The 25669-nt window shown below is 75.4% G+C and carries 20 protein-coding genes; 5 read left to right on the forward strand and 15 right to left on the reverse strand.

The window, feature by feature from the left end; translation table 11 throughout:
• Positions 1–8: 8 nt before the first annotated feature.
• Both ACFCLZ_RS13770 and ACFCLZ_RS13775 read right to left on the reverse strand, forming a co-directional pair.
• Entirely contained in the window at positions 9–314 is a 306-nt protein-coding gene (locus ACFCLZ_RS13770; protein WP_380285190.1) for a WXG100 family type VII secretion target, read from the reverse strand.
• A 185-nt stretch (positions 315–499) separates the two neighbouring features.
• Complete coding sequence (locus tag ACFCLZ_RS13775; RefSeq protein ID WP_380285191.1) at positions 500–2176, reverse strand: type VII secretion protein EccB; 1677 nt, start codon at positions 2174–2176, stop codon at positions 500–502.
• A 332-nt stretch (positions 2177–2508) separates the two neighbouring features.
• Between ACFCLZ_RS13775 and eccE the strand changes: the two genes are divergently transcribed.
• The 3 genes from eccE (at position 2509) to ACFCLZ_RS13790 (ending at position 7014) form a co-directional block, all read left to right on the forward strand.
• The gene (eccE, locus tag ACFCLZ_RS13780; protein ID WP_380285192.1) at positions 2509–3762 is read left to right on the forward strand and encodes a type VII secretion protein EccE; all 1254 of its coding nucleotides are present in this window, start codon (positions 2509–2511) and stop codon (positions 3760–3762) included.
• The gene (locus ACFCLZ_RS13785) at positions 3762–4532 is read left to right on the forward strand and encodes a hypothetical protein (protein ID WP_380285193.1); all 771 of its coding nucleotides are present in this window, start codon (positions 3762–3764) and stop codon (positions 4530–4532) included. The genes eccE and ACFCLZ_RS13785 overlap by 1 nt, the downstream gene beginning before the upstream one ends.
• 724 nt (positions 4533–5256) lie before the next feature.
• A complete protein-coding gene (locus ACFCLZ_RS13790) occupies positions 5257–7014 on the forward strand; it encodes a MinD/ParA family protein (protein WP_380285194.1) in 1758 nt (585 codons plus the stop codon).
• Between the two features lie 79 nt (positions 7015–7093).
• Here ACFCLZ_RS13790 and ACFCLZ_RS13795 read toward each other — a convergent pair whose 3' ends face one another.
• From ACFCLZ_RS13795 to rimP, 10 genes are all read right to left on the reverse strand, one after another.
• Complete coding sequence (locus ACFCLZ_RS13795) at positions 7094–8038, reverse strand: bifunctional riboflavin kinase/FAD synthetase (RefSeq protein ID WP_380285195.1); 945 nt, start codon at positions 8036–8038, stop codon at positions 7094–7096.
• A 65-nt stretch (positions 8039–8103) separates the two neighbouring features.
• The gene (locus tag ACFCLZ_RS13800) at positions 8104–11820 is read right to left on the reverse strand and encodes a serine protease (RefSeq protein ID WP_380285196.1); all 3717 of its coding nucleotides are present in this window, start codon (positions 11818–11820) and stop codon (positions 8104–8106) included.
• A 190-nt stretch (positions 11821–12010) separates the two neighbouring features.
• A complete protein-coding gene (gene truB, locus ACFCLZ_RS13805; protein WP_380285197.1) occupies positions 12011–12952 on the reverse strand; it encodes a tRNA pseudouridine(55) synthase TruB in 942 nt (313 codons plus the stop codon).
• Between the two features lie 67 nt (positions 12953–13019).
• A complete protein-coding gene (locus ACFCLZ_RS13810; RefSeq protein ID WP_380285198.1) occupies positions 13020–14126 on the reverse strand; it encodes a bifunctional oligoribonuclease/PAP phosphatase NrnA in 1107 nt (368 codons plus the stop codon).
• A 2-nt stretch (positions 14127–14128) separates the two neighbouring features.
• Entirely contained in the window at positions 14129–14572 is a 444-nt protein-coding gene (rbfA, locus tag ACFCLZ_RS13815) for a 30S ribosome-binding factor RbfA (protein ID WP_355372127.1), read from the reverse strand.
• 155 nt (positions 14573–14727) lie between these two features.
• Positions 14728–15024 (reverse strand): DUF503 domain-containing protein, encoded by a 297-nt coding sequence (locus ACFCLZ_RS13820; RefSeq protein WP_030397729.1) that lies wholly within the window; start codon positions 15022–15024, stop codon positions 14728–14730.
• Positions 15025–15158: 134 nt separating this feature from the next.
• Positions 15159–18341, reverse strand: coding sequence for a translation initiation factor IF-2 (infB, locus tag ACFCLZ_RS13825; RefSeq protein ID WP_380285199.1), 3183 nt, complete (start codon positions 18339–18341; stop codon positions 15159–15161).
• Positions 18342–18553: 212 nt separating this feature from the next.
• On the reverse strand, positions 18554–18799 hold the full coding sequence (locus ACFCLZ_RS13830; protein WP_380285200.1) for a YlxR family protein: 246 nt from the start codon (positions 18797–18799) through the stop codon (positions 18554–18556).
• Between the two features lie 127 nt (positions 18800–18926).
• Entirely contained in the window at positions 18927–19928 is a 1002-nt protein-coding gene (gene nusA, locus ACFCLZ_RS13835; protein WP_380285201.1) for a transcription termination factor NusA, read from the reverse strand.
• A 57-nt stretch (positions 19929–19985) separates the two neighbouring features.
• Positions 19986–20507 carry a ribosome maturation factor RimP gene (gene rimP / locus ACFCLZ_RS13840; protein WP_380285202.1) on the reverse strand — a complete coding sequence of 174 codons (522 nt, stop codon included), beginning with the start codon at positions 20505–20507 and terminating at the stop codon, positions 19986–19988.
• A 286-nt stretch (positions 20508–20793) separates the two neighbouring features.
• Between rimP and ACFCLZ_RS13845 the strand changes: the two genes are divergently transcribed.
• Positions 20794–21849: a ferritin-like domain-containing protein gene (locus tag ACFCLZ_RS13845; RefSeq protein WP_380285203.1), complete on the forward strand. Its 1056-nt coding sequence runs from the start codon at positions 20794–20796 to the stop codon at positions 21847–21849.
• 50 nt (positions 21850–21899) lie between these two features.
• Entirely contained in the window at positions 21900–22814 is a 915-nt protein-coding gene (locus tag ACFCLZ_RS13850) for an aminoglycoside phosphotransferase family protein (RefSeq protein WP_380285204.1), read from the forward strand.
• Here the strand turns inward: ACFCLZ_RS13850 and ACFCLZ_RS13855 are convergent.
• From ACFCLZ_RS13855 to ispG, 3 genes are all read right to left on the reverse strand, one after another.
• A complete protein-coding gene (locus ACFCLZ_RS13855) occupies positions 22787–23371 on the reverse strand; it encodes a GNAT family N-acetyltransferase (protein ID WP_380285205.1) in 585 nt (194 codons plus the stop codon). The genes ACFCLZ_RS13850 and ACFCLZ_RS13855 overlap by 28 nt on opposite strands.
• A gap of 17 nt (positions 23372–23388) precedes the next feature.
• A complete protein-coding gene (locus ACFCLZ_RS13860; protein ID WP_380286159.1) occupies positions 23389–24264 on the reverse strand; it encodes a GNAT family N-acetyltransferase in 876 nt (291 codons plus the stop codon).
• Positions 24265–24419: 155 nt separating this feature from the next.
• The gene (gene ispG / locus ACFCLZ_RS13865; protein ID WP_380285206.1) at positions 24420–25580 is read right to left on the reverse strand and encodes a flavodoxin-dependent (E)-4-hydroxy-3-methylbut-2-enyl-diphosphate synthase; all 1161 of its coding nucleotides are present in this window, start codon (positions 25578–25580) and stop codon (positions 24420–24422) included.
• Positions 25581–25669: the final 89 nt, after the last annotated feature.

Consider the following 25669-nt stretch of genomic DNA (forward strand, 5'->3'; position numbering starts at 1 on the left):
GCCGAAGATCAGGCGCCGGTGGCGGCGGACCCGAAGATCGCCTGCTGGTCGGCGTCGGCCTGCGAGTACTTCTGGGTCGTGATCTCGATCGCGTCCTTGATCGCGCGCAGCGACTTGTTCAGCTCCTGGGCGTCCGTGTTGAACTGGCCCTGGAGGTTGGTGTACGCCGTCGCGGCCTGGCCCTGCCATCCGCTGGTGATCGAACCCACCAGGTTGTTGAGGCCGTTGATCTCGGTGTTGATCTTGTTGATGACCTCATCCATGTGCTTGGCGAACGCCAGCATCTCCTGAGCGGTCGTCTTGAACTGACCCATGCTCTACCGTCCCCCATGAGACAGACCTTGTGACCGGGGGACGATTTCCGGCCCCCGGGCATCACCGGTGTGATGTCCTGCAGCACTGTAGTCGGCACACGCAGCTCACCCAACACCGGGCGACGGTCGGTTACCAAGCCATGACATCATGGCCAATTCCTTTGCGCCGCCCGGTCCAAGGCCCCTCAGGCGTTCTGCTGCTGCGCCGCGCTCTTCGCGTTGAGCGCCGGACCGGCCGGCACCAGGTTCGACCACTGCTGCGGCACCGGCGCCGGCTGCAGGCCCTGATAGCCCAGTCGGGCCTGGTTGCCACCCGCCTCCTCGGGCTGCGGCGGGCCGGACGGCGTCGCGGGCTGAGCGGTGGGGGTCTTCGACGCCCCGCCCTGGGCGGCCGGCTGACCGGGCTGGGCCGGCGCGGTGGTCTGGCCGCCCTTGCCGCCCTCGCTGCTGGTCGGCACCGCGTAGCGCAGCCCGGTCTCGGTGATGAGGAAGTCGGTGCCGGAGCCGTCCGCCGCGTTGTCCAGCGCGCGGTAGAAGAGGCCGTGACCCGGCGTCACATGCGCGGTGGCCGCGCCGTTGCTGTAGCGCACCGGGTAGTCGGGGCCGGCCCAGACGCTGCGCCTGGGCGTCCGGCCGTCCTCCGCCACCCCCTCGAAGGTGCTGCAGACCACCCGGCGCGCGTCCTTCGGCGCCTGCCAGGTGTTGGCCGGCGCGCCGGTCCTGGTGGGCCAGTCGGCGGCGCCCTCGGCCATCAGCGGCACATTGCTGTTGACGACGGCGTGCTCGGCCGGGGTCAGGTCGTCGATCCGCGGGCTCTTGTTGGCGTCCTGGTTGTACAGCGGCTGCAACAGCGGGTTCTGCCGGATGAGTTCCGCCTGGAACTGACTGATCAGCAGCAGCTGGTTCTTCCCCACCACGTAGTGCTTGTCGCCGAACTTGACGAGCCGGCCGATCTTGCGGTCCTCCGGGTTCTGCAGCGGCACCGTGGAGTTGGCGGTCCTGGTGTCCGGGACCAGCCCGTCGATCCTCGGGAAGACGATGTCGGCGCCCGGCGCCAGGGTCTCCAGCCAGTCCTTCTTCACCTTCTGCGGGACGGCGGTCGGCCCGAAGACCGCCCCCATCAGCTGGGTGCGGGTGGCGTCCGAGTCTTCCGGGCCGCCGATCGCGTGCCGGCGGCCCTTGTCGTCCACCAGGAACACCTTCAACTTCCCCTGGCCCGCCGCCTGGCCGGACGCGGTGACCTGCGGGTCGTCCGCCAGCTGCACCAGCAGCGCCTGGCCGACGTCCAGCTGCCGGTCCTTCGCGCCGAGCGCGTCCGCGTCCGCGCCGCCCGCCACGAACACCGCCTGGTCGACCGTGCCGCCCTGCTCGTCGCCCGGGCGGTCGCAGACCGCCCACTTCATCGGCCGGCTCGCGTTCTCCTTGCTCGGCAGCTTGTCCGGCGCGTACGGGATGCCGATCGTCGGACCGTGGTTGGGGTAGCGGTCCAGCACACCGTCGTCGACCACCACGACCTTGGAGTCCACCGGCAGCACCAGCCGCGCCGAGGCCATGTTCAGCACCTGGTGCAGCCGCTTGGTCCTCCCGTCCGGGTCGGTCAGCACCACGTACCGGGTGGTGCTCTGCTTGCCCTGGACAATGTACTTGCCCTCGTCCCAGCCCACCGGGGCGCTCGGCTTGAACACCCCCCAGAGGCCGAAGCCGCCGACCACCAGCACGCCCACGATCACGCTCGGCAGCACCGCCTTGACCGGCCGCGGCGCGTCCTCGTCGCTCCCTCCGCCGCCGGGCAGCAGAAAGGCCGCGACCGTGCGCTTGCGGGCGAAGGTGTAGGCGTTCAGCTCGTCCCGGCGCGATGCCATCCTCGTCGTCTCCCCTGTCAGACCGTCCTGCCCCGTGTCCCGCACCCCCCGGGCGAGAACGTGCTCGAACCCTCTACGATGCGGCAGCAGACGGTGAGTACGGTACGGGTACGGTTCACGCACCGGCCAGCCGGGCCGCGACAACCGAACCAGAGAGGGGCACTCGGGGGATGCCAGGCCAGACCGCTCCAGGGCGCCGGAGCACGGCACGGGACAGCGGTGCACGCCGCTCCGCACGACGCGGCCGGACCGACGGCGGCGGTTCCCCCGCCCCGGACCGCGCCGCGCGAACGACCCGCTCCGGCGGCTCCGGCGGCGCCGTCCCGGTCCGCGTGCACCCCCGGCCCGGGCTGCTCGGCGGGCGGCTGAGGCTGCAACAGCTCGTGCTGGTCGAGGTCGCGGTGGCGCTGGTCGCGGTCGGCTGGACGATCAGCCGGCCGGTCGCCGCCGGCTTCGGGGCGGTCGCCCTCGTGCTGGTCGTGCTCGCGCTCGTGCCGCTGCGCGGGCGCACCATCCCCGAGACGCTGCGGGTGCGCGCCGCGCTCAAGGCCCGCCGCAAGCGCGCCCGCGCGCACGTCCCGCCGCCCGGCACCGACCCGGCGCTCGCCCCCGCCCTGGAACTCGAACCCGCCCTGCGCACCTGCACCCACGCCACCGAGGCCGACCTCGGCGGCCGTCCGGTGCGCCGGGAGACCGGCATGGTCGGCGACGGCACCTTCCTCAGCGCCGTCCTGCTCGTCCAGGCCAAGGACCTGCCGCTGCGCCCGGCCCGCACCGCCCGGCCGCTGCCGCTGGACGTGCTCTGCTCGGCGCTGCGGGTCGACGACATCACCCTGGAGTCGGTCCAGCTCGTCCAGCACACCCAGCCTGCGCCCGCGCCGCACCTGCCCGAGCAGTCGCTGGCCGCCCGCGCCTACCGGGAGCTCGCGGACGGCACCGCCACCCCCGCGCTGCGGCTCACCTGGGTGGCGCTCAAGCTCGACCCGGAACGGGCGGCCACCGCGGTGCGCGCCCGCGGCGGCGGCGAGCAGGGCGCCCGCAAGGCGCTGCAGCGGGTCACCGACCAGCTCGCCGGGCGGCTGAACAGCGCCGGCTTCAACGTCACCGTGCTCGACGAACGCGAACTGATCGCCGCCCTCGCCATCTCCAGCTGCGTCAACCCGCTGGCCACGGCCGGCCGCCAGGGCACCGGCAGCGGCGGCGGCAGCGGACGGCGCACCCAGGAGACCAACCGGTTCTGGCGGGTCGACGACCGCTGGCACAGCACCTACTGGATCTCCCGCTGGCCGCAGCTCGGCCGCCCCGGCGGCGCCCCCGGCCGGATCGCCGCCCCCGACCTGGTCAACCTGGTCACCGGCGCCTCCGCGCTGGCCAGCACCTTCAGCCTGACCGCCGCTCACGGCACCGGCGGCTCGGTGGCCCTCAGCGGCCACGTCCGGGTGACCGGGCGCAGCGAGAGCGAGGCCGTCGACCTCGCCCGGCAGGTGGAGGCGCGGGCCCAGAGCACCGGGCTCGGCCTGACCCGGCTCGACCTGGAGCAGGCCCCCGGCGTCCTCGCCACCCTGCCCCTGGGAGGTGCTTCCTGATGGCGTACCCGACCCACCCCGCCGCCCCGCAGAGCGGCGCGGAGCCGCAGCCCCGGGTCCGGCCCCGGCTGCTGCCCGGCTTCGGGCTGCGCGGCCCGCGCCGGGAGAAGCACGTGCTGACCCTCGCGGAGCTGGAGGCGCTGTCCTTCCCGGTCGGCGACGACGGCGTGCTGATCGGCGAGGACGTGCACCAGGCGCGGCCCGCCGTCCTCGGCCTGTTCCGGCCCAGCGCCTACGAGCTGGTGCTGGTCGGCGGCCTGTGGACGGCTCAGGTCATCGCGCTGCGGGCGGCCGCCACCGGCGCGCGGATCGCCGTCGAGACCGCCCGCGCCCATCTGTGGGGCCCGATGGCGCAGGCCGCGGGCGGCGGACAGCCGTGCGTGACGGTCCACCAGCCCGGCCGGCTCGGCCCGCAGGGCGCCTCGGTCGGCTCGCCGGTGCTCGTGGTGCGCGACCTCGGCGCCCGGCCGCCGCGCAGCCGGCTCTCCGCCGCGCCCTGGCAGACCGTGCTGACGCTGGTGCCGCACCTGGGGCCGAACGCCGTCCGGGTGCTCAACTCGGCCGACCTGGTCGGGGTGCAGCGGGTGATGCCGGAGGAGGCCGAGCTGATCGGCCGGGTGCTCTCGCTCGGAGCGGGCGAGGTGGCCGCACTGCCCTCGCTGTCGGACGACCTGACGCTGTGGACGACCCGGATGAACCGTCAGTACGTGCGGATCGTGGCCGGCCAGGCGGAGCAGCAGGTCCTGGGCGGTCCGCGGCGCCTCGACTGACGCGCGCGGAGCCGGTCGCGGGCCGCGCGCGGCCCGTCCGCGGCACCTCTGCGGCCCGTTCGGAAGCCGTCCGGAGATTGCGGCACCGCCTTCAGCCGGGGGTGGCCCACGGCCTAGGCTGTGAGACGGCAACGGCACCGCGAACGTGCGGCGGCGAACACGAGGGAGCCTAGGTGAGCAGCGATCGGGACGGCGTCTACGTCGGCGACAACGCGGCGGAGGACGACGACGACTGGTCCGACGCGCCCGACTACACTCCCCCGTCCTGGTACGTGCAGACGGACGCCGCGGGTGCTCCGGCGCCGGGAGCGGCCGCGCCGGGCGCCCAGGTGACGCCGCCTCCGGGCGCGGCTGCGGCCACGCCCGCGGCCGCGCCCGTCCCGGCAGCGGAGCCCGCGCCTGCGCCCGCGCCGGATCCGGCGCGGGCCGTGGTGCCGCCCGCCGTTCCGGCCCAGGCGCAGGCGCCCGCCCAGGCCGCGCCGCTGCCGCCGGTCCCGCCACAGCCGGCCGAGGCCGCCGTGCCCCTTCCCGCACCCGCGCCGGTTCCCGTGCCTGCTCCGGGCGCCCCGGGGAGGCGCCGCACGCACCCGCCGCGGCGTCCGCCGTACCGCACACCGCCCCGGCCGCGCACGCCGCACCGGCCCCGGAGCCCGTCCCGGCTCCGGCCCCGGCGCCGGTTCCCGCACCGGTTCCCGCACCGGCTCCTGCCGCGGCTCCCGCACCGGTGGCGGGCCACGGCTGGCCGCCGGCCGACCCGTCGGCGCCCGCGCAGCCCTTCCCCGCCCAGCCGCAGGCCGCCGCCCCGGCGCCCCAGCCGTACCCGGCCCCCGCCCAGCCGCAGCCCTACCCGGCGCCGCCGGGCCAGCCGCAGCCCTACCCGCAGGACCCGGCCGCCTGGGCCGCCGCCCAGCAGGCGCAGCAGGCCCAGCCGCAGCCCGGCCAACCGCAGCACGGACAGCCGCAGCACGGACAGCCCGTGCCGCCCGCCGCCGCCGACCCCCGCGCGGGCGGCTGGCCGCAGCCCAACGCCTACCAGCAGCCCACGCAGCCCCAGCCCGGCCCCCCGCAGTGGGGCCAGCCGCCGGCCGCGCCCGCCGCGTTCCAGCAGGCCGGCGCCCCGCAGCAGACCGCGCACGGCGCGCCGCTCGGCTACACCGCCGCCGTCGAGCTGTCCTCGGACCGGCTGCTGCGCAGCCAGCCGAAGCAGCAGCGCCAGCAGCCGCGCTTCCAGTTCGGCGGCAAGGCGGCGGCCGCGGAGAAGTCCCGCAAGCTGGAGATCATCCGCACCCCGGTGCTCAGCTGCTACCGGATCGCCGTGATCAGCCTCAAGGGCGGCGTCGGCAAGACCACGACCACCACCGCCCTCGGCGCGACGCTGGCCAGCGAGCGCCAGGACAAGGTGATCGCGATCGACGCCAACCCGGACGCCGGCACCCTCGGCCGCCGGGTCAAGCGGCAGACCGGCGCCACCATCCGCGACCTGGTGACGGCCATCCCGCACCTGCGCAGCTACATGGACATCCGTCAGTTCACCTCGCAGGACCTCCACTCGGGCCTGGAGATCCTGGCGAACGACGTCGACCCGGCCGTGTCGACCACCTTCAACGACTCCGACTACCGCCAGGTCATCGACGTGCTGGGCCGCCAGTACCCGATCATCCTGACCGACTCCGGCACCGGTCTGCTGTACAGCGCGATGCGCGGGGTGCTGGACCTCGCCGATCAGCTGATCATCGTCTCCACCCCCAGCGTGGACGGCGCCTCGTCCGCCTCCACCACCCTGGACTGGCTCTCCGCGCACGGCTACGCCGATCTGGTGCAGCGGTCCATCACGGTGGTCTCCGGGGTCCGCGAGACGGCCAAGATGATCAAGGTGGAGGACATCGTCGCGCACTTCCAGACCCGCTGCCGGGGCGTGGTCGTGGTGCCGTTCGACGAGAGCCTGGCGGCCGGCGCCGAGGTCAACCTCGACATGATGCGGCCCAAGGTCCGCGAGGCGTACTTCGACCTGGCCACCCTGGTCGGCGAGGACATCGTCCGGGCCCAGCAGGCGGCCGCCCAGCACGCCGCCGCCCAGCAGGCGAGCTGGCAGCAGCCCCACCAGCAGGCCACCCACCAGCAGGCGGCCCACCAGCAGCCCCCGGCGCCGGGCTACCCGCAGCCCCAGCCCGGTCCGCAGGGCCAGCCGCCGTACGGCCAGCCCTACCCGTACGGCTACCCGCAGCAGCCCGGCGGGCCGAGCCCCCAGCCCGCGCCGGGCGCGCCCTGGGCCCAGCAGCCCGGCCAGACCCCGCCGCCCCCGGCCGGGTACGGCTACCCGCCGCAGCAGCCCGGTCCGCAGGGTCAGCCGCCCCAGCCGCCGGCCCCGGAGTGGCAGCAGCCGCCCGCCCCGCCGGCCCCCGGCTACGGCTACGCCCAGCCCGACGACAACCAGCCGCCGCCCGGCTACGGCTACCCGCCGCCCGCCCCGCCGCAGCAGTAGCGGCCCGCGCGGCGAACGGGCGAGGGCCCGCCGACCTCCCGGTCGGCGGGCCCTCCTGCCGTTCTCGCGGCGGCGCCGGTCAGCCGGCCTCGGTCAGCTCGCGGGCGCGCTTCACGTCGTCGGCCATCCGGTCCAGCAGCGCGTCGATGGAGTCGAACTTCTCCATCCCGCGCAGGTAGACCAGGAAGTCCACCGCCACGTGCAGTCCGTAGAGGTCCAGCCCGACCCGGTCGATGGCGTACGCCTCGACGGTGCGCGCGGTGCCGTCGAAGGTCGGGTTGGTGCCCACCGAGATCGCGGCCGGCATGCGCTCGCCGTCGGCCGTCAGCCAGCCCGCGTACACGCCGTCGGCCGGGACCGCGCTGTGCGGCACGGTCTCCACGTTGGCGGTCGGGTAGCCCAGCTCGCGGCCGCGCTGCGCGCCGCGCACCACCACGCCCTCCACCCGGTGCGGGCGGCCCAGCACCTCGGCCGCCCCGGCGACGTCGCCGGAGCCGACCAGCCGGCGGGTCAGCGTCGAGGAGAACGGCTCGCCGTCCCCCGCCGCGCCGCGCACCTGGAGGTCGACCACCTCGACGCCGCAGTCCGCGGCCCGGCCCAGCTCGGCCAGCAGGGCGACGTCGCCGGCCGCCCGGTGGCCGAAGCGGAAGTTCGGCCCCTCGACGACCAGGCAGGCGTGCAGCGCGTCCACCAGCACCTGCCGGAAGAACTCCTGCGGCGACTCCTTGGAGAACTCGGTGGTGAACGGCAGCACCAGCACGGCGTCCACGCCCAGCTCCTCGATGAGCTCCGCACGGCGCGGCTGCGGGGCGAGCAGCGGCGGGTGGCTGCCCGGGCGGACCACCTCACTCGGGTGCGGGTCGAACGTGACGACCACCGAGCGGACGCCCCGCTCGCGGGCGCGCTCGACCACCCGGTTGATGATCAGCTGGTGTCCGCGGTGCACTCCGTCGAACGAGCCGATGGTGACGACGCTGCGTCCCCAGTCATCGGGGATCTCCTCCAGGCCACGCCAGCGCTGCACCCGACCGCTCCTTGTTCCCTTCGGCGCGTACCGTCGGTACGCTCAAACGCTCAAAACCCGAACCCCTATAGCGTGCCATGCGCCTGTCCCGAGTTCGGCACCGGAAGGCAGGTTGGGCGCACCGCCGGGTGCCGGGGCCCGGCGGCGGGCGTCCGCGGCGCCCCGGAGCCGCCCGTGCGTTCGGCCTCCGCCGCCGCGTACTGCGGGTCCCGGCCGGCCGCCACCAGGGCGCGCAGCCGGTCCAGCCGCGGCCCCACGGGGCGGGCCGGGCGCTCGTCCCGCGGCCAGCGCGCCAGCAGCGCGGCGAAGGCCGCCGACCGGCCGGCGCAGCGCACCAGCAGCCCGTCGGCGTCCGGCAGCCCGGCCGCCGCCCGCACCAGCACCGCGCGGGCCCGTGCCGGCCGCTCGGCCGCGCAGTGCTCGGCCAGCCCGGCGACGGCGGCGGCCAGCACCTCCGGGTCCCCCTCGGTGGCCAGCAGGGTGTCCAGCAGCTCGCAGCGCAGCGCGTCCGCGACCGGGTCGGGCACCGGGCGCGACAGCACCTCGGCGAACGGCCGGCGGACGGCCACCGCGCGGGCCGCCAGGGCACTGCTCAGCAGCACCCGCAGCTCCAGCCGGGCCACCGCCCCCTCCACCGCCCCGTGCGCCAGCCGGCGGCCCAGGTAGTCGACGGCGACCGGCCCGGCCAGGACCGGCCGTTCGCGCAGCAGCCGGGCCGCCAGCTCGGCGCCGCGCCGGGCGGCCAGCGGCGCCCGGGCGTCGGCCATCACCCGCAGCGTCCCGGCCACCGGCGCACCGGCCGGGTCCGCGCCGCCCGGACCGTCCAGGCGGTCCGCCAGCGCCGCGAGGACCGGCTCCGGGTCGCTCTCCAGCGCCGGGGCCAGCGCCCGCGCGGTCAGGAACCGGTCGTCGCCGCGCCGGTACGCGGCCAGCGCCGCCGGAAGGTGCCCGGCCCGGCTCCGTCCGTCCCGCAGCAGCAGGGCCAGCGCGGCGCCGTGCAGGGCCGGCTCGTCCTCCCGGTCCAGCAGCGCCAGCGCCGTGAACCGCAGCAGTTCCGCCCCGGCGCCGCGCGCGTACGGCGCGGTGCGCAGCGCGTGCACCGCGGCGGCGACGTGCCGTTCGGGCCGGGGGTCGTGGCTCCAGCGGTCCACCGCGCGGCAGAGCGCCGAGGGCTCCTCGGCGGCCAGGACGGCCAGCAGCGCGTCCGCCCGGGGGTGCGCCGCCGCGGCCAGCGCCTCGGTCAACTCGTCCAGGGCCAGGCTCCGGTGGGCGAACAGCAGGTCGTGCGCGAGGTCGGCGACGGTGGCCCCGGGCCGGCCGGGCAGACCGCGCGGATCGTCGAACCAGGCGCACAGCAGCGGCAGCACGCCCGCCGGATCGGCGCGCAGCCGCCCGGCCGCCGCGGCGAGGAACCGCCGGTCCGGCCCGTCGGCGGCCACCAGCCTCCGCAGCAGTGCGAGTTCCCCCTCCACCGGCAGCCCCAGGGCGGCCCAGAACGCCGGCCCGAACCCGCCGAGCCCGTGCGCCGGCAGCCGTTCGAACCCGCCCGCGGCGGCCGACCGCTCGACGATCCGGTCGGCCAACTGCTCCAGCAGCGCCCGGTGTTCGCCGATGTCGGGACTTGCCGCGAGGCCCGCGGTGAGCAGCGCGCGGGCCCACCAGCCGGGCTCGCTGCCCGGCGGGCGCAGGTCCACGGCCCGCCAGAGCCGGTGCAGCCACGGGTCCAGTGCCGGCGCGCCCCAGGTCTCGCCGATCCGCCGGAGCGCGGCGGCCACCGGGCCGATCCGGTGCCGCGGCACAGTGGCGCGCGCACCGGGCGGCCGGGTCCCCTCGCCCCCGGTCGGCGGGCAGGGGGTGTCCTCGGCCTCGCCGAGCAGCAGCCGCAGCGCCGCGTCCAGGTCCAGGTGCAGGCCCTGCAGCCAGTCGGCGAACTCCCCGTGGGCGAAGCGGTGGCCGGACCCGGCCGGTACGAACAGCCCCTCCGCCAGCACGGCCGTCGCCCACCCGCCGGCCGCCGGGAACAGCTCCTCGAACGCGGCCCGGCCCAGGCCGCCCTCCCCGGCGCCGAGCATCCGCCGCGCCGCCTCGTGCACCCGGCCGGCCACCGCCGCCGCCGTCCGCCGCACCCGCCCGGCGCCCTCCCCCACCGGCCGGACGGCGCCCCGCCGGTGGGCCCCGGGCCGCCGGGAGCGGCCGTCCTCGGCGAGCCGCTGGGCCACCCGCAGGCAGCACAGGTCGAGACGGGCGGCGAACAGCTCGCTGCGGCGCACCGGCTCCCCGCGCAGTCCCTCCGCCCACAGCTCCCCCGCCAGCCGGACCGCCAAGGGGTGCCGGGCGTCCGCCGGCGCCGGCCACCCCGGCGGCAGCCCGTACCGCCGGCGCACCCGGTCCGCGGCCTCGGCGGGCAGCGGACCGAGCCGCCGGACCACCACCCGCACCGCCCCCGCCCGCGGCTCGGCGGCGCCGACCGGCACCAGGAACGCGCCGGCCTCCGCCGCGCCCGGCGCCAGCCCCTCCCAGGCCTCCTGCGCGCAGGCGGTCAGCATCCGCGCACCGGCCGCCGCCAGCCACCCCGCCGACACCCGCAGCCAGTCGGCGTCGAGCGGCACCGGCGACTCCTCCGGCCCGTCCAGTACCACCAGCAGCGGCCGCCCGGCCGCCGCGCAGAGCGCCGCCGCCTCCGTCGCCCCCGGCGGCGGCACCTCCAGTCCGGCCGCCGCCGAGGCGAGCGCCCGCTCCACCGCCCCCGCGAGCGAGAGGTCGGCGGCCGTCAGATCGGCCCCGCGCAGCCACACCGTGGGCCGTGGCCGCTGCCCGCCCCCGCGTCGCGCGGCCACGGCCGCAGCCTCGGTGCTGCGCCCCGTGCCGGCCGCTCCCACCAGCGCCACCACGCCGGCGTCCGCCGCCCCGCCCGCGCCCGCCGCGCCCCCGTCGGCCAGCAGGTCGGCCCACTCCGCGAGGCCGTCGGGGCGGTCCACCCGGTCGGCCGCCAGCGCGGCCACCCGGCCCGGGCCCGCGCCCGCCGCCGCGACCTGGGCGGCGGTGAGCCGCAGCACCCCGGCCAAGTTGAGCGCGCGCCCGTACGCGGGCACCTCGGCCGCGTTGCGCGCCAGCACCTGGGCGAGCTCCGGCTCGACCGCCCCGGCGCCCCGCACCGGGACGGCGGCCACCGGCCCCGACCACCCCGGGGCGCGCAGCCCGGGCGCGACCACGGCGACCACCGCACCGCTGCCGGCGTCCAGCACCGGCGTCCCGGCCGGCACCGCCGCCGCGTCCGCCGCCGAGGGCACGTCGAACAGCAGCACGCCGCCGATCGGACGGAAGCGGTCGGCCTGCGGGTCCACCGCCCCGGTGGTCCCGGCGGCGGCGCAGCGCAGCAGCGCCGTCCGCCCGTCCGCACGTCCCTCGCCCCGCACCGGGACGGGCAGCAGCAGCCCCTCGCCGCTCCCGGCCTCCGGCGGCGCCGCGAGGGGCAGCGGCGGGTCGGGCAGCCCGCCGGCCGGGTCGGTGCGCAGCAGGGCGAGCCCGTGCCCGGGCAGCGGCCGGACGTGGTCCGGGGCCACCACCCGGCTCTGCCCGCCGGAGAGGTGCAGGACGATCCCGTCGAGGCCCGCGACCACCTCGTGGGCGGTGAGGACGGTGCCCTGCCGGTCGACGACGAAGCCGAGCCCGCGCAGCCGTCCGTCCCGGTCGCGGATCCGCAGCACCGAACGGCCGGCGTCGCCGGCCGCCGCGGTGTCGTCCTCCCCCGGCCATCCCCTGAAGCCCCGCAGTCCCGGCATGCCCGCAGCCCTCCCCGCAGGGCCGGCCGGCCCTGGAGCGGACTCGTCGCGGCGACCTGCTCGCCGCCGGGGAGCCTGCCCGGCGCGACCGCGGACCGACCGCGCACGCGCCGTTCACGACCGCCGTTCACTTCGCGCGCTCCCCCGTACGGGTGAACTTCCCCCGCACCGGCCGTCGCCCGCGGCGCGGTCAGCCGACGAAAACGGCGACCGGCCGGGCCTGGCCGCCCTTCTCCTCCACCAGGGCCAGGAAGGTGCCGTCCGGCCCGAACACCGCGATCGGCCCGTCCACGCCCAGCCCGGGCGCCTTCAGCCGGGCGCCGTGCGAGAGCTGCTTGGCCTGGTCGGCGTCGAGGTCCCAGCGCGGGAAGGCGGCGGCCGCGGCCGCGCCGATCGGCAGCACCTCCAGCGGCGCGCCGGGGCCGCCGGAGGTTCCGCCGGTGACCGCCTCCTCCAGCTGCTCCAGGGTGCGCGCCGACTCCACCCCGTACGGCCCGACCTTGGTGCGCCGCAGCGCCGTCAGGTGGCCGCCGACGCCGAGCCCGGCGCCGAGGTCCCGGGCCAGCGCCCGGATGTAGGTGCCGGAGGAGCACTCCACGGTGACGTCGAGGTCGATCACCGGCGTGCCGTCCTCGGCCACCGCCGCGCGCTGCTCGTGCACGGTGAACGCGTGGACGGTGGTCGGCCGGGCGGCGAGCTCGAAGTCCTCGCCCTCGCGCACCCGCGCGTACGACCGCTTGCCGTCGATCTTGATCGCGCTGACCTTGGACGGCACCTGCATGATCTCGCCGGTGAGCGCCGCGATCCCGGCGTCGATCGCCTCGCGGCCCACCGCGTCGGCCGGGGCCGAGGAGGTGACCTCGCCCTCCCGGTCGTCGGTGACGGTGGTCTGGCCGAGCCGGATCGTCGCCTCGTAGGTCTTGGCCGTGAGCATCAGATGGCCGAGCAGCCGGGTGGCCCGCTCGACGCCGATCACCAGCACGCCGGTCGCCATCGGGTCGAGGGTGCCGGCGTGGCCGACCTTCCGCGTCCCGGCCAGCCACCGCAGCTTGGCGACCACCCCGTGCGAGGTGATGCCCTCCGGCTTGTCGACGATGACCAGGCCGTCCGGACCGGTGCCTTTGCGCTTCATCAAGTTCTCTCTGTCAAAGCCCTGCAAACATCAACCGCACCGCAAAGCTACCGAAACAGCGGCGCGGCTACCGAACCCGCAGTGCGGCCCGGAACCGCTCGACCACCACGGCGACATCCTCCCGGGTGGAGAATCCGGCCGCGAAGACGTGCCCGCCGCCGCCCAGCTCGGCGCAGGCGGCCGCCACGTCCACCGCGCCCTTGGAGCGCGAGGAGCCGCGCAGCGTACCGTCCGGGTCCTGCTTGAGCACCAGTGCCACCTCGGCCTCGGCCGGGCGACGCAGGATGTCGATCAGGCCCTCGATCTCCTCGACGGTCACGCTGAACAGCACCAGGTCCTGGTACGGCACCCAGGTCCACACCAGGCCCAGCCCGCCCGCCGCCGCGGGCTCGTAGACGGCCCGGTCGAGCGCGCCGGCCAGCACCTTGAGGTAGCCGAAGGAGGAGGTGTCCCACAGCTGCCGCGCGATGAGGTCGTGCCGGATGCCGGTGGCCAGCAGCCGCGCGGCGAGCTCGTGCGTCGCCGGGGTGGTGGCCCGGTACTTGAACGAGCCGGTGTCGGTGGCGACGCCGGTGTAGAGGCAGGTCGCCAGGTCCTGGTCCAGCTCCACGCCGAGCCGGCGCAGCAGCTCGTCCACCAGCACGGCGGTGGCCGGGGCGGTCGGGTCGATCAGCTGGTGGGTGCCGAAGCCGGGGTTGGAGGCGTGGTGGTCGAGGACCGCCAGCACCGGCGCGGCGAAGGCCTTGTCGCGCAGCAGGCCGAGCCGGCTCTCCGCCGCGACGTCGAAGCAGAGCACCAGCTCGGGGATGTCGGGCACCGCCGCGGCCGGCACGATCAGCTCCTGGCCGGGCAGGAAGGCCAGCGACTCGGGGACGATCTGCGGGTCGTCGCCGAAGGAGACCCGGACCTCCTTGCCGAGGCCACGCAGGGCCAGCGCGGCCGCCAGCGCGGAGCCGAGCGCGTCGCCGTCCGGGCAGATGTGGCAGATCAGGTCGACCGAGCGGGCCCGCCCGACCTCCGCGACCACCTGCTGCCAGACCAGCTCGGCCCCGCTCTCCTCGGCGCGCGGTCCGGGAAGCACCGCGAGGGCGCCCTCCACCGTGTCGGTGGAGGACGCCCCCGTGGTCGAGCCGGTACCGGCCGCCGAACCGGCAGCCGCCGGCTCACCCGCCATGACTACTCGTCCTCGTCGTCACGCTCGGCCGCCGGAACCTTGTACGGGTCCGCGTCACCGGCGTAGGTCGCGCCCGCGGCGGTGGTGCGCACCGCAGCGTCGATGGCCCGGGCCCGGTCGAGCAGGTCGTCGATGTTCCGGGCGTTCTCCGGCAGGGCGTCCGCGACGAAGGTCAGCGTCGGGGTGAAGCGCACCCCGGTCTGCTTGCCGACCTCGGAGCGGAGCACGCCCTTGGCGCTCTCCAGCGCGGCGGCCGTGGCCTCACGCTCGGTGTCGTCGCCGAAGACGGTGTAGAAGACGGTGGCCTCGCGCAGGTCCCCGGTCACCCGTGCGTCGGTGATGGTCACGAACCCCAGTCGCGGGTCCTTGATCCGGCGCTCCAGGGTCTGGGCGACGACCACCTGGATGCGGTCGGCGAGCTTGCGCGCCCTTGCGGTGTCGGTCACGTTGCCTCCTCGTGCAGTGGGCCGGGTACTCGGGCGTGCTGCGCGCCCGTCGGGGCCCCTGCCCCAAAGTACCGGCCCGCGCCCAGCCTTGTGGGCGCTCTCGGTCCTGATCCGTGTGAGAACGGCGACTCTCGCGCCGCCCTGCTCCACAGCTCTCATTCGTCGTCGTCGTTGTGGTAGCGCCTCCTGGCGGAGAGCAGCTGTACCTCGGGGCGGCCGGCGACCAACCGCTCACAGCTGTCCAGGATCTCGGTGACGTACCCGGCCTCGCCGGACACCACCGCCAGACCGATCTCGGCCCGGCGGTGCAGATCCTGGTTCCCGGTCTCGGCAGCGCACACGCTGTACTTGCGCTGCAGTTCGGCCACGATGGGCCGCACGATCGACCGTTTCTCCTTGAGCGAGTGGACGTCGCCCAGCAGCAGGTCGAAGGTGAGTGTTCCCACGAACATGTGTGACAGGTCAAGCCGACCTGGAAGGCCTCGGGGAGCGGCCCTGAACCGGACCGCTCCCCGGACCCTACACAGCAGGACCGGGGCCGGTCGACGGAAATACCACCCGTCGACCGGCCCCGGCAGCCACTCGCTTACGCGCGCGGCTTCTCGCGCATCTCGTAGGTCTCGATGATGTCCTCGACCTTGATGTCGTTGAACGAACCCAGGGTCACACCGGCCTCGAAGCCCTCGCGGACCTCGGTCGCGTCGTCCTTGAAGCGGCGCAGACCCTCGATGGTGAGGCTCTCCGCCACGACCTTGCCGTCGCGCAGCAGGCGGGCCTTGGTGTTGCGGCGGATGATTCCGTCGCGGACCAGGACACCGGCGATGTTGCCGAACTTGGAGGAGCGGAAGACCTCGCGGATCTCCGCGGCGCCGAGGCGCACCTCCTCGTACTCCGGCTTGAGCTTGCCCTTGAGGGCGTTCTCGATCTCCTCGATCGCCTGGTAGATGACCGAGTAGTACCGGACGTCCACGCCTTCCTTGTCGGCCGCGGCGCGCGCACGGCCTTCGGCGCGCACGTTGAAGCCGATGATGATGGCGTCCGAGCCCATCGCCAGGTCCACGTCGGACTCGGTGATGGCACCCACACCGCGGTGCAGGACCCGGAGCTCGACCTCCTCGCCCACGTCCAGCTTGACGAGGGCGTCCTCGAGGGCTTCCACCGAACCGGAGACGTCACCCTTGATGATGAGGTTGAGCTGCTCGATGGAGCCGGCGGCGATGGCCTTGTCCAGGTCCTCCAGGGACACCCGGACCCGACGCTGCGCGAAGGCGGCGTTGCGGTCGCGGGCCGAGCGCTTCTCGGCGATCTGGCGGGCGGTGCGGTCCTCGTCGACGACGATGAAGCTGTCGCCGGCGCGGGGCACCGAGGTCAGACCGAGCAGCAGCACCGGGCGGGACGGGCCGGCCTCGGCGAGGCTGTTGCCGTTCTCGTCCAGCATCGCGCGGACGCGGCCGTAGGCGTCGCCGACCACGATCGAGTCACCGACGCGGAGGGTACCGCGCTGCACGAGGACGGTCGCCATGGCACCGCGGCCCTTGTCGAGGTGGGCCTCGATGGCGATACCCTGCGCGTCCTGCTCGGGGTTGGCCCGAAGGTCGAGCGAGGCGTCCGCGGTCAGGACCACGGCCTCCAGCAGCTGCTCGATGTTGAGGCCCTGGCGCGCGGAGATGTCGACGAACATGGTGTCGCCGCCGTACTCCTCCGCCACCAGACCGAACTCGGTCAGCTGACCGCGGACCTTGGTCGGGTCGGCGCCCTCGACGTCGATCTTGTTGACGGCGACCACGATCGGCACACCCGCGGCCTTGGCGTGGTTGAGCGCCTCGACCGTCTGCGGCATGACACCGTCGTTGGCCGCGACCACCAGGATCGCGATGTCGGTGGACTTGGCACCACGGGCACGCATGGCGGAGAACGCCTCGTGACCCGGGGTGTCGAGGAAGGTGATCGGGCGCTGCTCGCCGTTCACCTCGGTGACCACCTGGTACGCACCGATGTGCTGGGTGATGCCACCGGCCTCGCCGGCCACCACGTTGGACTTGCGGATGGCGTCCAGCAGGCGGGTCTTACCGTGGTCGACGTGACCCATGACGGTGACGACCGGCGGGCGCGGGGCCAGCTGGTCCTCGTCGCCCTCGTTGGCGCCGAAGTCGATGTCGAACGACTCCAGCAGCTCGCGGTCCTCGTCGTCCCGGCTGACGATCTCGAGCTGGAAGCCCATCTCGTCGGCCAGCAGCTGCAGCGTCGCGTCGGAGACCGACTGCGTCGCGGTGACCATCTCGCCGAGGTTGAACATGACGGAGACGAGCGCGGCCGGGTTGGCGTTGATCTTCTCCGCGAAGTCCATCAGCGAGGCGCCGCTCGACAGGCGAACGGTCTGGCCGTTGCCGCGAGGCAGCATCACACCGCCGACGGACGGGGCCTGCATGGCCTCGTACTCCTGGCGCTTCGCCCGCTTCGACTTGCGACCACGGGCCGGACGGCCACCGGGGCCACGGCCGAAGGCACCCTGCGTGCCACCACGGGCACCCGGGCCACCGGGACGGCCGCCGAAGCCGCCCGGACGCGGACCGAAGCCGCCGCCGCCACCCGGGGCACCGCCACCGGGACGGGGGCCGCCGAAGCCGCCACCGGCCGGACGCGAGCCCGGACCGGCCGGACGGCCCTGGAAGCCCGGACGGGCGCCACCGGCACCCGGACCACCCGGACGGCCACCGGGGCCACCCGGACCACGGCCACCCGGGCCGGGACGCGGGCCCGGACCGGCCGGACGCTGCGGCATCATGCCCGGGTTCGGACGCGGCATGCCCGACGGGGTCGGACGCGGGCCGGCCGGACGCGGCATGCCGTCGGGGCGCGGAGCACCGGCACCCGGGGCACCCGGGGCGCCCGGACGCGGACGGTCGCCACCCGGACGGGGGGCACCGGCGCCGGGGGCACCCTGGCCACCCGGACGGGGACGGTCGCCACCCGGACGCGGACGGTCGCCACCCGGACGGGGGGCACCGGCGCCGGGGGCACCCTGGCCACCCGGACGGGGACGGTCGCCACCCGGACGCGGACGGTCGCCACCCTGGCCGGCCGGAGCACCCGGACGCGCACCCGGCGCGCCGGGACGGCGGTCGCCGGGACGCGCCATACCGGTGGCGCTGCCCGAGGTGAACGGGTTGTTGCCCGGACGCGGGCCGGCCGGACGCGGGCCCGGACGGGCGCCGCCGCCGGCGGCGGGGCCGGCCGGACGCGCCGCCTGAGCGGGCTGAGCAGCCTGGGCCGGCTGAGCGGCCTGGGCGGCCGGGCGCGGGGCCTGGGTCTCACCGGTCACGGGGGCCGGCGAGGAGAACTCGGCCGCGGGGGCGGCCGGAGTCGCGGGGCGCGGGGCCGGGCGCGGGCCCGGCGTCGGGCCGGACGCCTTGGGCGCGGCCTGGGCGGCCGGCGCCGGGGCGGCGGCCGCGGGGCCTGCCGCCGGGGTGGGACGGGGACCGGGGGCCGCGGGGCGCGGACCCGGGGTCGGGGCACCCGGCCTGGGTGCACCCGCGGCCGAACCGGCCGCGGGCTGGGGCGCCGCGGGCTTCCGCGGGCCCGGCTTGGCAGCGGAACCACCACCGGTGGGGGACACACCAAGCGCGTCAGTCAACTTGCGTACGACCGGCGCCTCGATCGTCGAGGACGCCGAACGGACGAACTCGCCCAGCTCGGTCAGCTTGGCCATGACGGCCTTGCTCTCCAAACCGAGCTCCTTGGCGAGCTCGTAAACCCGGACCTTAGCCACTTCACTCCTGTCTATGAGTCCGGGGGTCTCGTCCGCCGGACTGTCGCTACTTCATGGGCGTACCCATCGCGTACTCATCGCGTACTCATCGAGTGCTCATCGCAATCTCGACCTACTTCCACATCGCGAGGTACCTGACTGGTGGCACGGCGTACGGCTGCCCGTGTGCCGTGCTTGTTGCGGTGGTTCTCCGCCGCGCGAGCGGCGAGCCGTCACGGGGAGCTGTCGCTCACCCGCTCCTCGATGAACTCGCGGAGCCGCCCGGTGTCGAGCGCGCCCTGGAGCCGGAAGGCCCGGGGGAACGCCCGTCGGCGGACCGCGAGGTCGAGGCAGGCCGGATCGGGATGCAGGTGTGCGCCCCGGCCCGGCAGTGCGCCACGGGGATCAGGGACGCAGACGCCCTCGACCGCCGTGACACGCAACAGCTGGTGCTTGGCCGCGCGCTTGCGGCAGCCCACGCAGGTGCGTTCCGGGCGTGCTCGGACATGCGTCCAGCCAGACGAAGGCAAGTCTACCCCTCCGAAGGGACATGGCGCCGCCCCGCCGACCCCGAGGGGAACGGCGGGGACAACCGGACAACAACGACTACTGGGCCGCGGATTCCTGCTCGCCGCCCTCGGTGTCCGGCCGGATGTCGATCCGCCACCCGGTGAGACGGGCCGCGAGGCGGGCGTTCTGCCCCTCCTTGCCGATCGCCAGCGAGAGCTGGTAGTCCGGCACGATCACCCGTGCGGAGCGCTGCAGGGCGTCGACGATCTCCACGCTGGTCACCCGGGCGGGGGACAGCGCGGCGGCGACCATCTCGCGCGGGTCCTCCGACCAGTCGACGATGTCGATCTTCTCGCCGTGCAGCTCGCCCATCACCGCGCGCACCCGGGAGCCCATCGGACCGATGCAGGCGCCCTTGGCGTTCAGCCCCTGGCGGCGCGACCAGACCGCGATCTTGGTCCGGTGGCCGGCCTCACGGGCGATCGCCGCGATCTCCACGCTGCCGTCCGCGATCTCCGGGACCTCCAGCGCGAACAGCTTCTTCACCAGGCTGGGGTGGGTGCGCGACAGCGTCACCGACGCCCCGCGCACGCCCCGGCGCACGGCCACGACGTAGCACTTCAGCCGGGTGCCGTGCCGGTAGTCCTCGCCCGGGACCTGCTCCTGCGGCGGGAGGATGGCCTCCAGCTTGCCGATGTCGACCAGCACGTTCTTCGGGTCGTTGCCCTGCTGGACGACACCGGTGACGATGTCGCCCTCCTTGCCCGCGTACTCGCCGAAGGTCTGGTCGTCGGCGGCGTCGCGCAGCCGCTGCATCATGACCTGCATGCCGATGCTGGAGGCGATCCGGCCGAAACCGCTCGGGGTGTCGTCGAACTCCTTCGGCTCGACGCCCTCCTCCAGCTCCGACGCGTCCTCGGTCGCCCAGACGGTCACATGGCCGCTCTTGCGGTCCAGCTCGACCCGGGCGCGGCGGCGCGAGCCCTCGGTGCGGTGGTACGCGGTGAGGAGGGCCGACTCGATCGACTCGACCACGAGGCCGAAGGGGATGTTCTTCTCGCTGACCAGCGTGCGCAGGGCACTCATGTCGATGTCCACGGCTACGCCTCCTCGTCTTTCGTCACGTTCATCATGGTGCGGTCGGTGCGCAGGTCCTCACTCCGCACCGTCGTCCCCCTCGTCGAGCAGCAGCTCGTCGTCCTTGCGGTTGAACTCCACCTGGACCCGCGCACGGGCGACCTCGCCGTACTCCAGACGGCGCTCCTTGGGCCGGCCACGGCCCTTCACCGGCTGCACCTCGACCAGCGCGCCGTCCTCGTCCGCCTCCAGCACCCGCGCGACGATCTCCCCGCCGTCGACCAGGTGGATCTTGGCCAGCCGGCCCTCGGCGCGGACCCAGTGCCGCGGCACGCCCAGCGGACGCTCGGCGCCCGGCGAACCGACCTCCAGGACGTACGCCCCGGAACCCATCACGTCCGACTCGTCGAGGGCCTCGCCGACCACCCGGCTGAACTCCGCGATGGCGTCCAGATCCACGCCGCCGTCGGCGTCCACGTCGATCTGCACCTGGCGGCGGCTGCCCGCCTGGGTGACCTTGACGTCCTCCAGGTCCAGGCCCGCCTGCGCGGCCAGCGGCTCCAGCAACGCGCGCAGCCGGTCGATGTGGGTGGTGCTCATCCGGGTGGACTCCTCGGCCGCGTCTGCTGTTGTCGGAAGGTCGCGCCGCACCCCCGGCGCCGGTACGGCGCACGGCCGGGTCGCGGCAGCTCGGCCCAAAGCCTAGCCGGTGAACCCCCCAACCACCGATTCCGGCCCCGGCCCCTGCTCACCCGGTGCGAGCAAGCTCACACAGCTCGGCCGCGAACCCCAACCGCGCCCGCGGACGTGAGGATTCTGTAATCATTCACGCCAACGAGGGCAGGCGGGCAGGCCGTCCTCCCGTACACGCCCCGGAGTGACACCCATGCAGCCGCCCAGCCGACGGACCCTTCTGACCTTCGGGCTGCTCCTCACCGCCGGCGCGACCCTCACCGCCTGCACCGGCGGGAGCGGCACCGACCCCGCCACCTCTGCCGGCCACCGCCGCCCCGACCCCGACGAGCCCATCCGCCTGCGCGCCGTCGCCGCCACCGACACCCTCCTCGCCGGCTACGACGCCCTCCTCCCCCAGGCCCCCCAGCTCCAGTCGCTGCGCGCCGAGGTCGCCCAGCACCGCGCCGCCCTCCAGCCCTCCACCACCATTCCCCCCACCACCCCGGCCACCACCCCGGCCACCACCGCCCCCACCACCCTCCCCGCCCTGGCCGCGCTCGAACGCCAGACCGCCCAGTCCCGCCTCGCCGACCTCGGCGCCGCCTCCCCGCAGCTGGCCCGCCTGCTGGCCTCCGTCTCCGCCGCCGGCATCCTGCACGCCGCAGCCCTCGGCGACCCCGCCCCGACCACCAGCCCCACTCCCACCCCCACCGCGTCCCCCACCCCCGCCGCCGGCGAAGCGGCCACCCCCTTCCAGGACGCCCTGAGCGCCGAACACGCCGCCATCTACGGCTACGGCGTGGTCGGTGCCCGCCTCCCCGACGACCAGCAGCGCACCGACGCCCGCACCGCCCTGGCCGCCCACCAGTCCCGCCGCGACGCCTGGCAGCGCCTCCTCACCGGCACCGGCGCCACCCCCACCGCCGCGGCCGCCGGCTACCAGCTCCCCTTCCCGGTCGCCGACGCCCCCGCCGCCACCCGCCTGGCCGCCCACCTGGAAACCCGCCTCACCACCGTCTACGCCGACCTGGTCGCCTCCGCCCCCGCCCCCACCCGCCCCCTCGCCGCCGACGCCCTGCGCGAATGCGCCCTCCGCGCCACCCACTGGGGCGCCGCCCCCACCCCCTTCCCCGGCATCCCCAACACCCCCACCGTCACCCCCACCCCTGACCGGGCGCGAGGCGAAGCCGCGCGCCCGCCAGACCCCGCCCGCGCCACACCCGCCCACCCCCGCCCCGCGCCGCTGACCCACCTCATCCCCCCATAACGGACAATGGACCCGTACCACTCCAGGTCACCCGCGACCGGAAGGCCGGCATGTCGGCACCCGCCCCAGGACAGATCACCGCCCCCGACTGGCTCACGCACAGCATCACCGCCGCCCACCCCGCCGAGGCGGCCGGCTGGCTGGCCGACCTGCCCGCCCTCGTCGCCGCCCAGCTCACCCGCCTCGACCTCACCCTGGACCGCGTCCTGGACCCCGGCGGCACCCTGAGCCTCGTCGCCTACGTGCACCGCAACGACGACCTCACCCCGGCCGCCCTCAAGGTCTCCCTCCGCACCCCCGCGACCGCCCACGAGCCCGAGGCCCTCACCACCTGGGCCGGCCGCGGCGCCGTGCTCCTCCTCGACGCCCACCGGACCCCCACCTCCGGCGTCCTCCTCCTGGAGCGCCTGCACGGCGAGGTCCCCCTGCGCTCCCTCGCCGAGCCCAAGGCCATGCTGGAAGCCACCAGCCTCCTCCACCGCCTCTGGCTCCCGCTCCCCGATCCCCCCGGCCCCGCCCTCCCCGAGGCCGCCCTCACCCTCCCCGAGACCGCCCCCGCCCTCCCCGAAGCCACCCCCCTCCTCACCGAGGCCCGGGAAACCGCCACCGCCCTCACCGCCTCCGCCACCGAGCGGTTCCTGCTCCACGGCGACTTCCACCACGGCAACGTCCTCGCCGCCGACCGCGCCCCCTGGCTGGCGATCGCCCCGCGCCCCCTGGTCGGCGAACGCGCCTACGACCTGGCCCGCCTCGCCCTCGACCGCGCGGACACCCTCGTCGGCTCCCCCGGCGTCCCCGCCGCCGTCCGCCGCCGCCTGCACCAGCTCGCCGAGGCCCTGGACGTCGACCGCGACCGCCTCCGCGGCTGGACCCTGGTCCGCGCCGTCGACCTCGCCCTGACCGCCCTCGCCGCGAACCGCCGCCCCGAGGCCGAGCTCTACCTGGAGTTCGCCGGCGCGCTGTGAGCCGAACCGGCCCCGCCCGCCCCCCGCAACGGCAACGACGCCCCCATCACCGCGTACCGCCGCTCCGTGTTCGGAAAGTGCACGGCCCGCGCGAGATCCCGGTACCCCAGCGCCCGGTAGAGCCGCCGGGCCGGCGTCTCGGCGTCGATCGCGGAGAGGATGCTGCGGTCCATCCCGGACCGCCCGGTCAGCGTGCGGATCAGCGCCGAGCCGACGCCCCGCCCCTGGAACTCCGGCAGCACGTGCAGTTCGGTGACCGCGAAGACGCCGTCCAGCCAGTCCCCGTGCCCCCGGGCGACCAGGTAGGGCTCGATCACCGTGCTCCACCAGTGCTCACGGTGGTTGGGCATGCCGTACCCGAACCCGATCAGCCGCCCGCCGCCGAACGCCCCGAACGCGATCACCCCGGGCTGCTGGGCGTGCCGCCCGACGATGTGCAGCCGGACCATGACCTCCTCCGGCGTGAGCCCGAACGCCACGGCCTGCACGTCGAGCGCCTGCGGAGCCCACGCCGCGAGGTCAATGGCCTCGATCACCACTCCGGCCACCCGGCCCATGTCCCGTCCCCCGCCCCTCAGAACAGCACGCTCATGAACGCCCCGACCTCCCGGAACCCCACCCGCCGGTACGCGGCCCGCGCCCGCAGGTTGTAGTCGTTGACGTACAGCGAGACCACCGGCGCCACCTCCCGCAGCGCGATGTCCAGCACGGCCGCCATCCCGGTCTCGGAGAGCCCCTGCCCCCGGTGCTCGGGCGCCACCCAGACCCCCTGGATCTGGCAGGCGCCCGCCGTGACGGCCCCGATCTCCGCCTTGAACACGACCTTCCCGTCCTCCCCGAACCGGGCGAACGAGCGCCCGGTGGAGACGAGTTCGGCGACCCGGGCCTGGTAGAGCAGCCCCCCGTCGCCGGCCAGCGGGGAGACCCCGACCTCCTCGGTGAACATCGCCACGCAGGCCGGCATCAGGATGTCGATCTCGCCCCGGCGCACCCGCCGCACCAGCGGATCCGGCCCGATCTCGGCGGACGGCACGCTCGTCGAGAGCAGCGGCTGGTGGGCCCGTACCTCCCTGGCCGGCCCCCAGCTGCGCTCCAGCAGCGCCCACAGCGCCGCGGTGGGCCCGGCCGGGCCCACGATGGACGAGCAGCGGCGCCCCTGCCGGCGGGCACGCTCGGCGAAGGCCTGGACGGCCTGCGGACCGGCGTCGACCAGCACCAGGTTGGCCCCCGCGTAGCAGAGCGCGTCGAGTTCGCCCTGCTCGTCGTACCAGCCCCACATCTCGCCGCCGAGCCGCCAGGGGTCGAGGCCGACGGCCTCCACCCGGGTGGCGACGAAGGCGTTGGTGACCGGGTCGCGGTGGAGGACGGCGAGGGCGTCGGCCAGGTCCGGCGGTTCCAGCACGCGGGTGGTCGCCAGGGCGCGGGCGGCCTGGAACGAGCTGGGGAGCATCACACCTCGATCGAGCATCGAGACAGCACCTTACTGAGACGACTCTGGCCGCACCCTACTCCCCGGCCCCACCCGCACACGGCCGCGGGGCCGCCCGCGCACGGACGGCCCCGCTTCCGGAAGAACTGCGCGGACCTACCCGACACCGGGGTGGGTCACTCGCCGGCGGTGACGGTCGGCGCGCCGGACTCGACGCCCTCGGCCTCCAGCTGCTCGGCGATCTTGAACGCCTCCTCGATCAGGGTCTCCACGATCTTCGACTCGGGGACGGTCTTGATGACCTCGCCCTTGACGAAGATCTGGCCCTTGCCGTTGCCGGAGGCGACGCCGAGGTCGGCCTCGCGGGCCTCGCCCGGGCCGTTGACGACGCAGCCCATGACGGCGACGCGCAGCGGCACGTTCATGCCCTCCAGGCCGGCCGTGACCTCCTCGGCGAGCTTGTAGACGTCGACCTGGGCGCGGCCGCAGGACGGGCAGGAGACGATCTCCAGACCGCGCTGGCGCAGGCCGAGCGACTCCAGGATCTGGTTGCCGACCTTGATCTCCTCGGCCGGCGGGGCGGAGAGCGAGACCCGGATGGTGTCGCCGATGCCCTCGGCGAGCAGCGCGCCGAAGGCCACCGCGGACTTGATGGTGCCCTGGAAGGCGGGGCCGGCCTCGGTGACGCCGAGGTGCAGCGGGTAGTCGCAGGCGGCGGCGAGCTGGCGGTAGGCGTTGATCATCACGACCGGGTCGTTGTGCTTGACCGAGATCTTGATGTCGCGGAAGTCGTGCTCCTCGAACAGCGAGCACTCCCAGAGCGCGGACTCGACCAGCGCCTCGGGGGTGGCCCGGCCGTACTTCTCCAGCAGGCGCTTGTCGAGCGAGCCGGCGTTGACGCCGATCCGGATCGGCACCCCGGCGTCCTTGGCGGCCTTGGCGATCTCGCCGACCTTGTCGTCGAAGGCCTTGATGTTGCCCGGGTTGACGCGGACCGCGGCGCAGCCGGCGTCGATGGCCGCGAAGACGTACTTCGGCTGGAAGTGGATGTCGGCGATCACCGGGATCTGCGACTTCCTGGCGATGATCGGCAGCGCGTCGGCGTCGTCCTGGGAGGGGACGGCGACCCGCACGATCTGGCAGCCGGAGGCGGTGAGCTCCGCGATCTGCTGCAGCGTGGCGTTGATGTCCGAGGTCACCGTGGTCGTCATGGACTGCACCGAGACCGGGGCGTCGCCGCCGACCGGCACGTTGCCGACCATGATCTGACGGGAGACCCGGCGCTTGGCGAGCGGCTTGAGCGGCAGAGACGGAATACCGAGCGAGATCGCGGTCATGTGCGCAGGGTTCCCCGGGGTTGAGGTGTGGTCGGTGCGGCCGCCGCTGGGACGGCCGAGCCCGGGCGCGCCGACGTTCGCGCGCCCGG

Origin of the sequence: Kitasatospora purpeofusca (assembly GCF_042691725.1) — a bacterium.
GTDB lineage: Bacteria > Actinomycetota > Actinomycetes > Streptomycetales > Streptomycetaceae > Kitasatospora > Kitasatospora purpeofusca_B.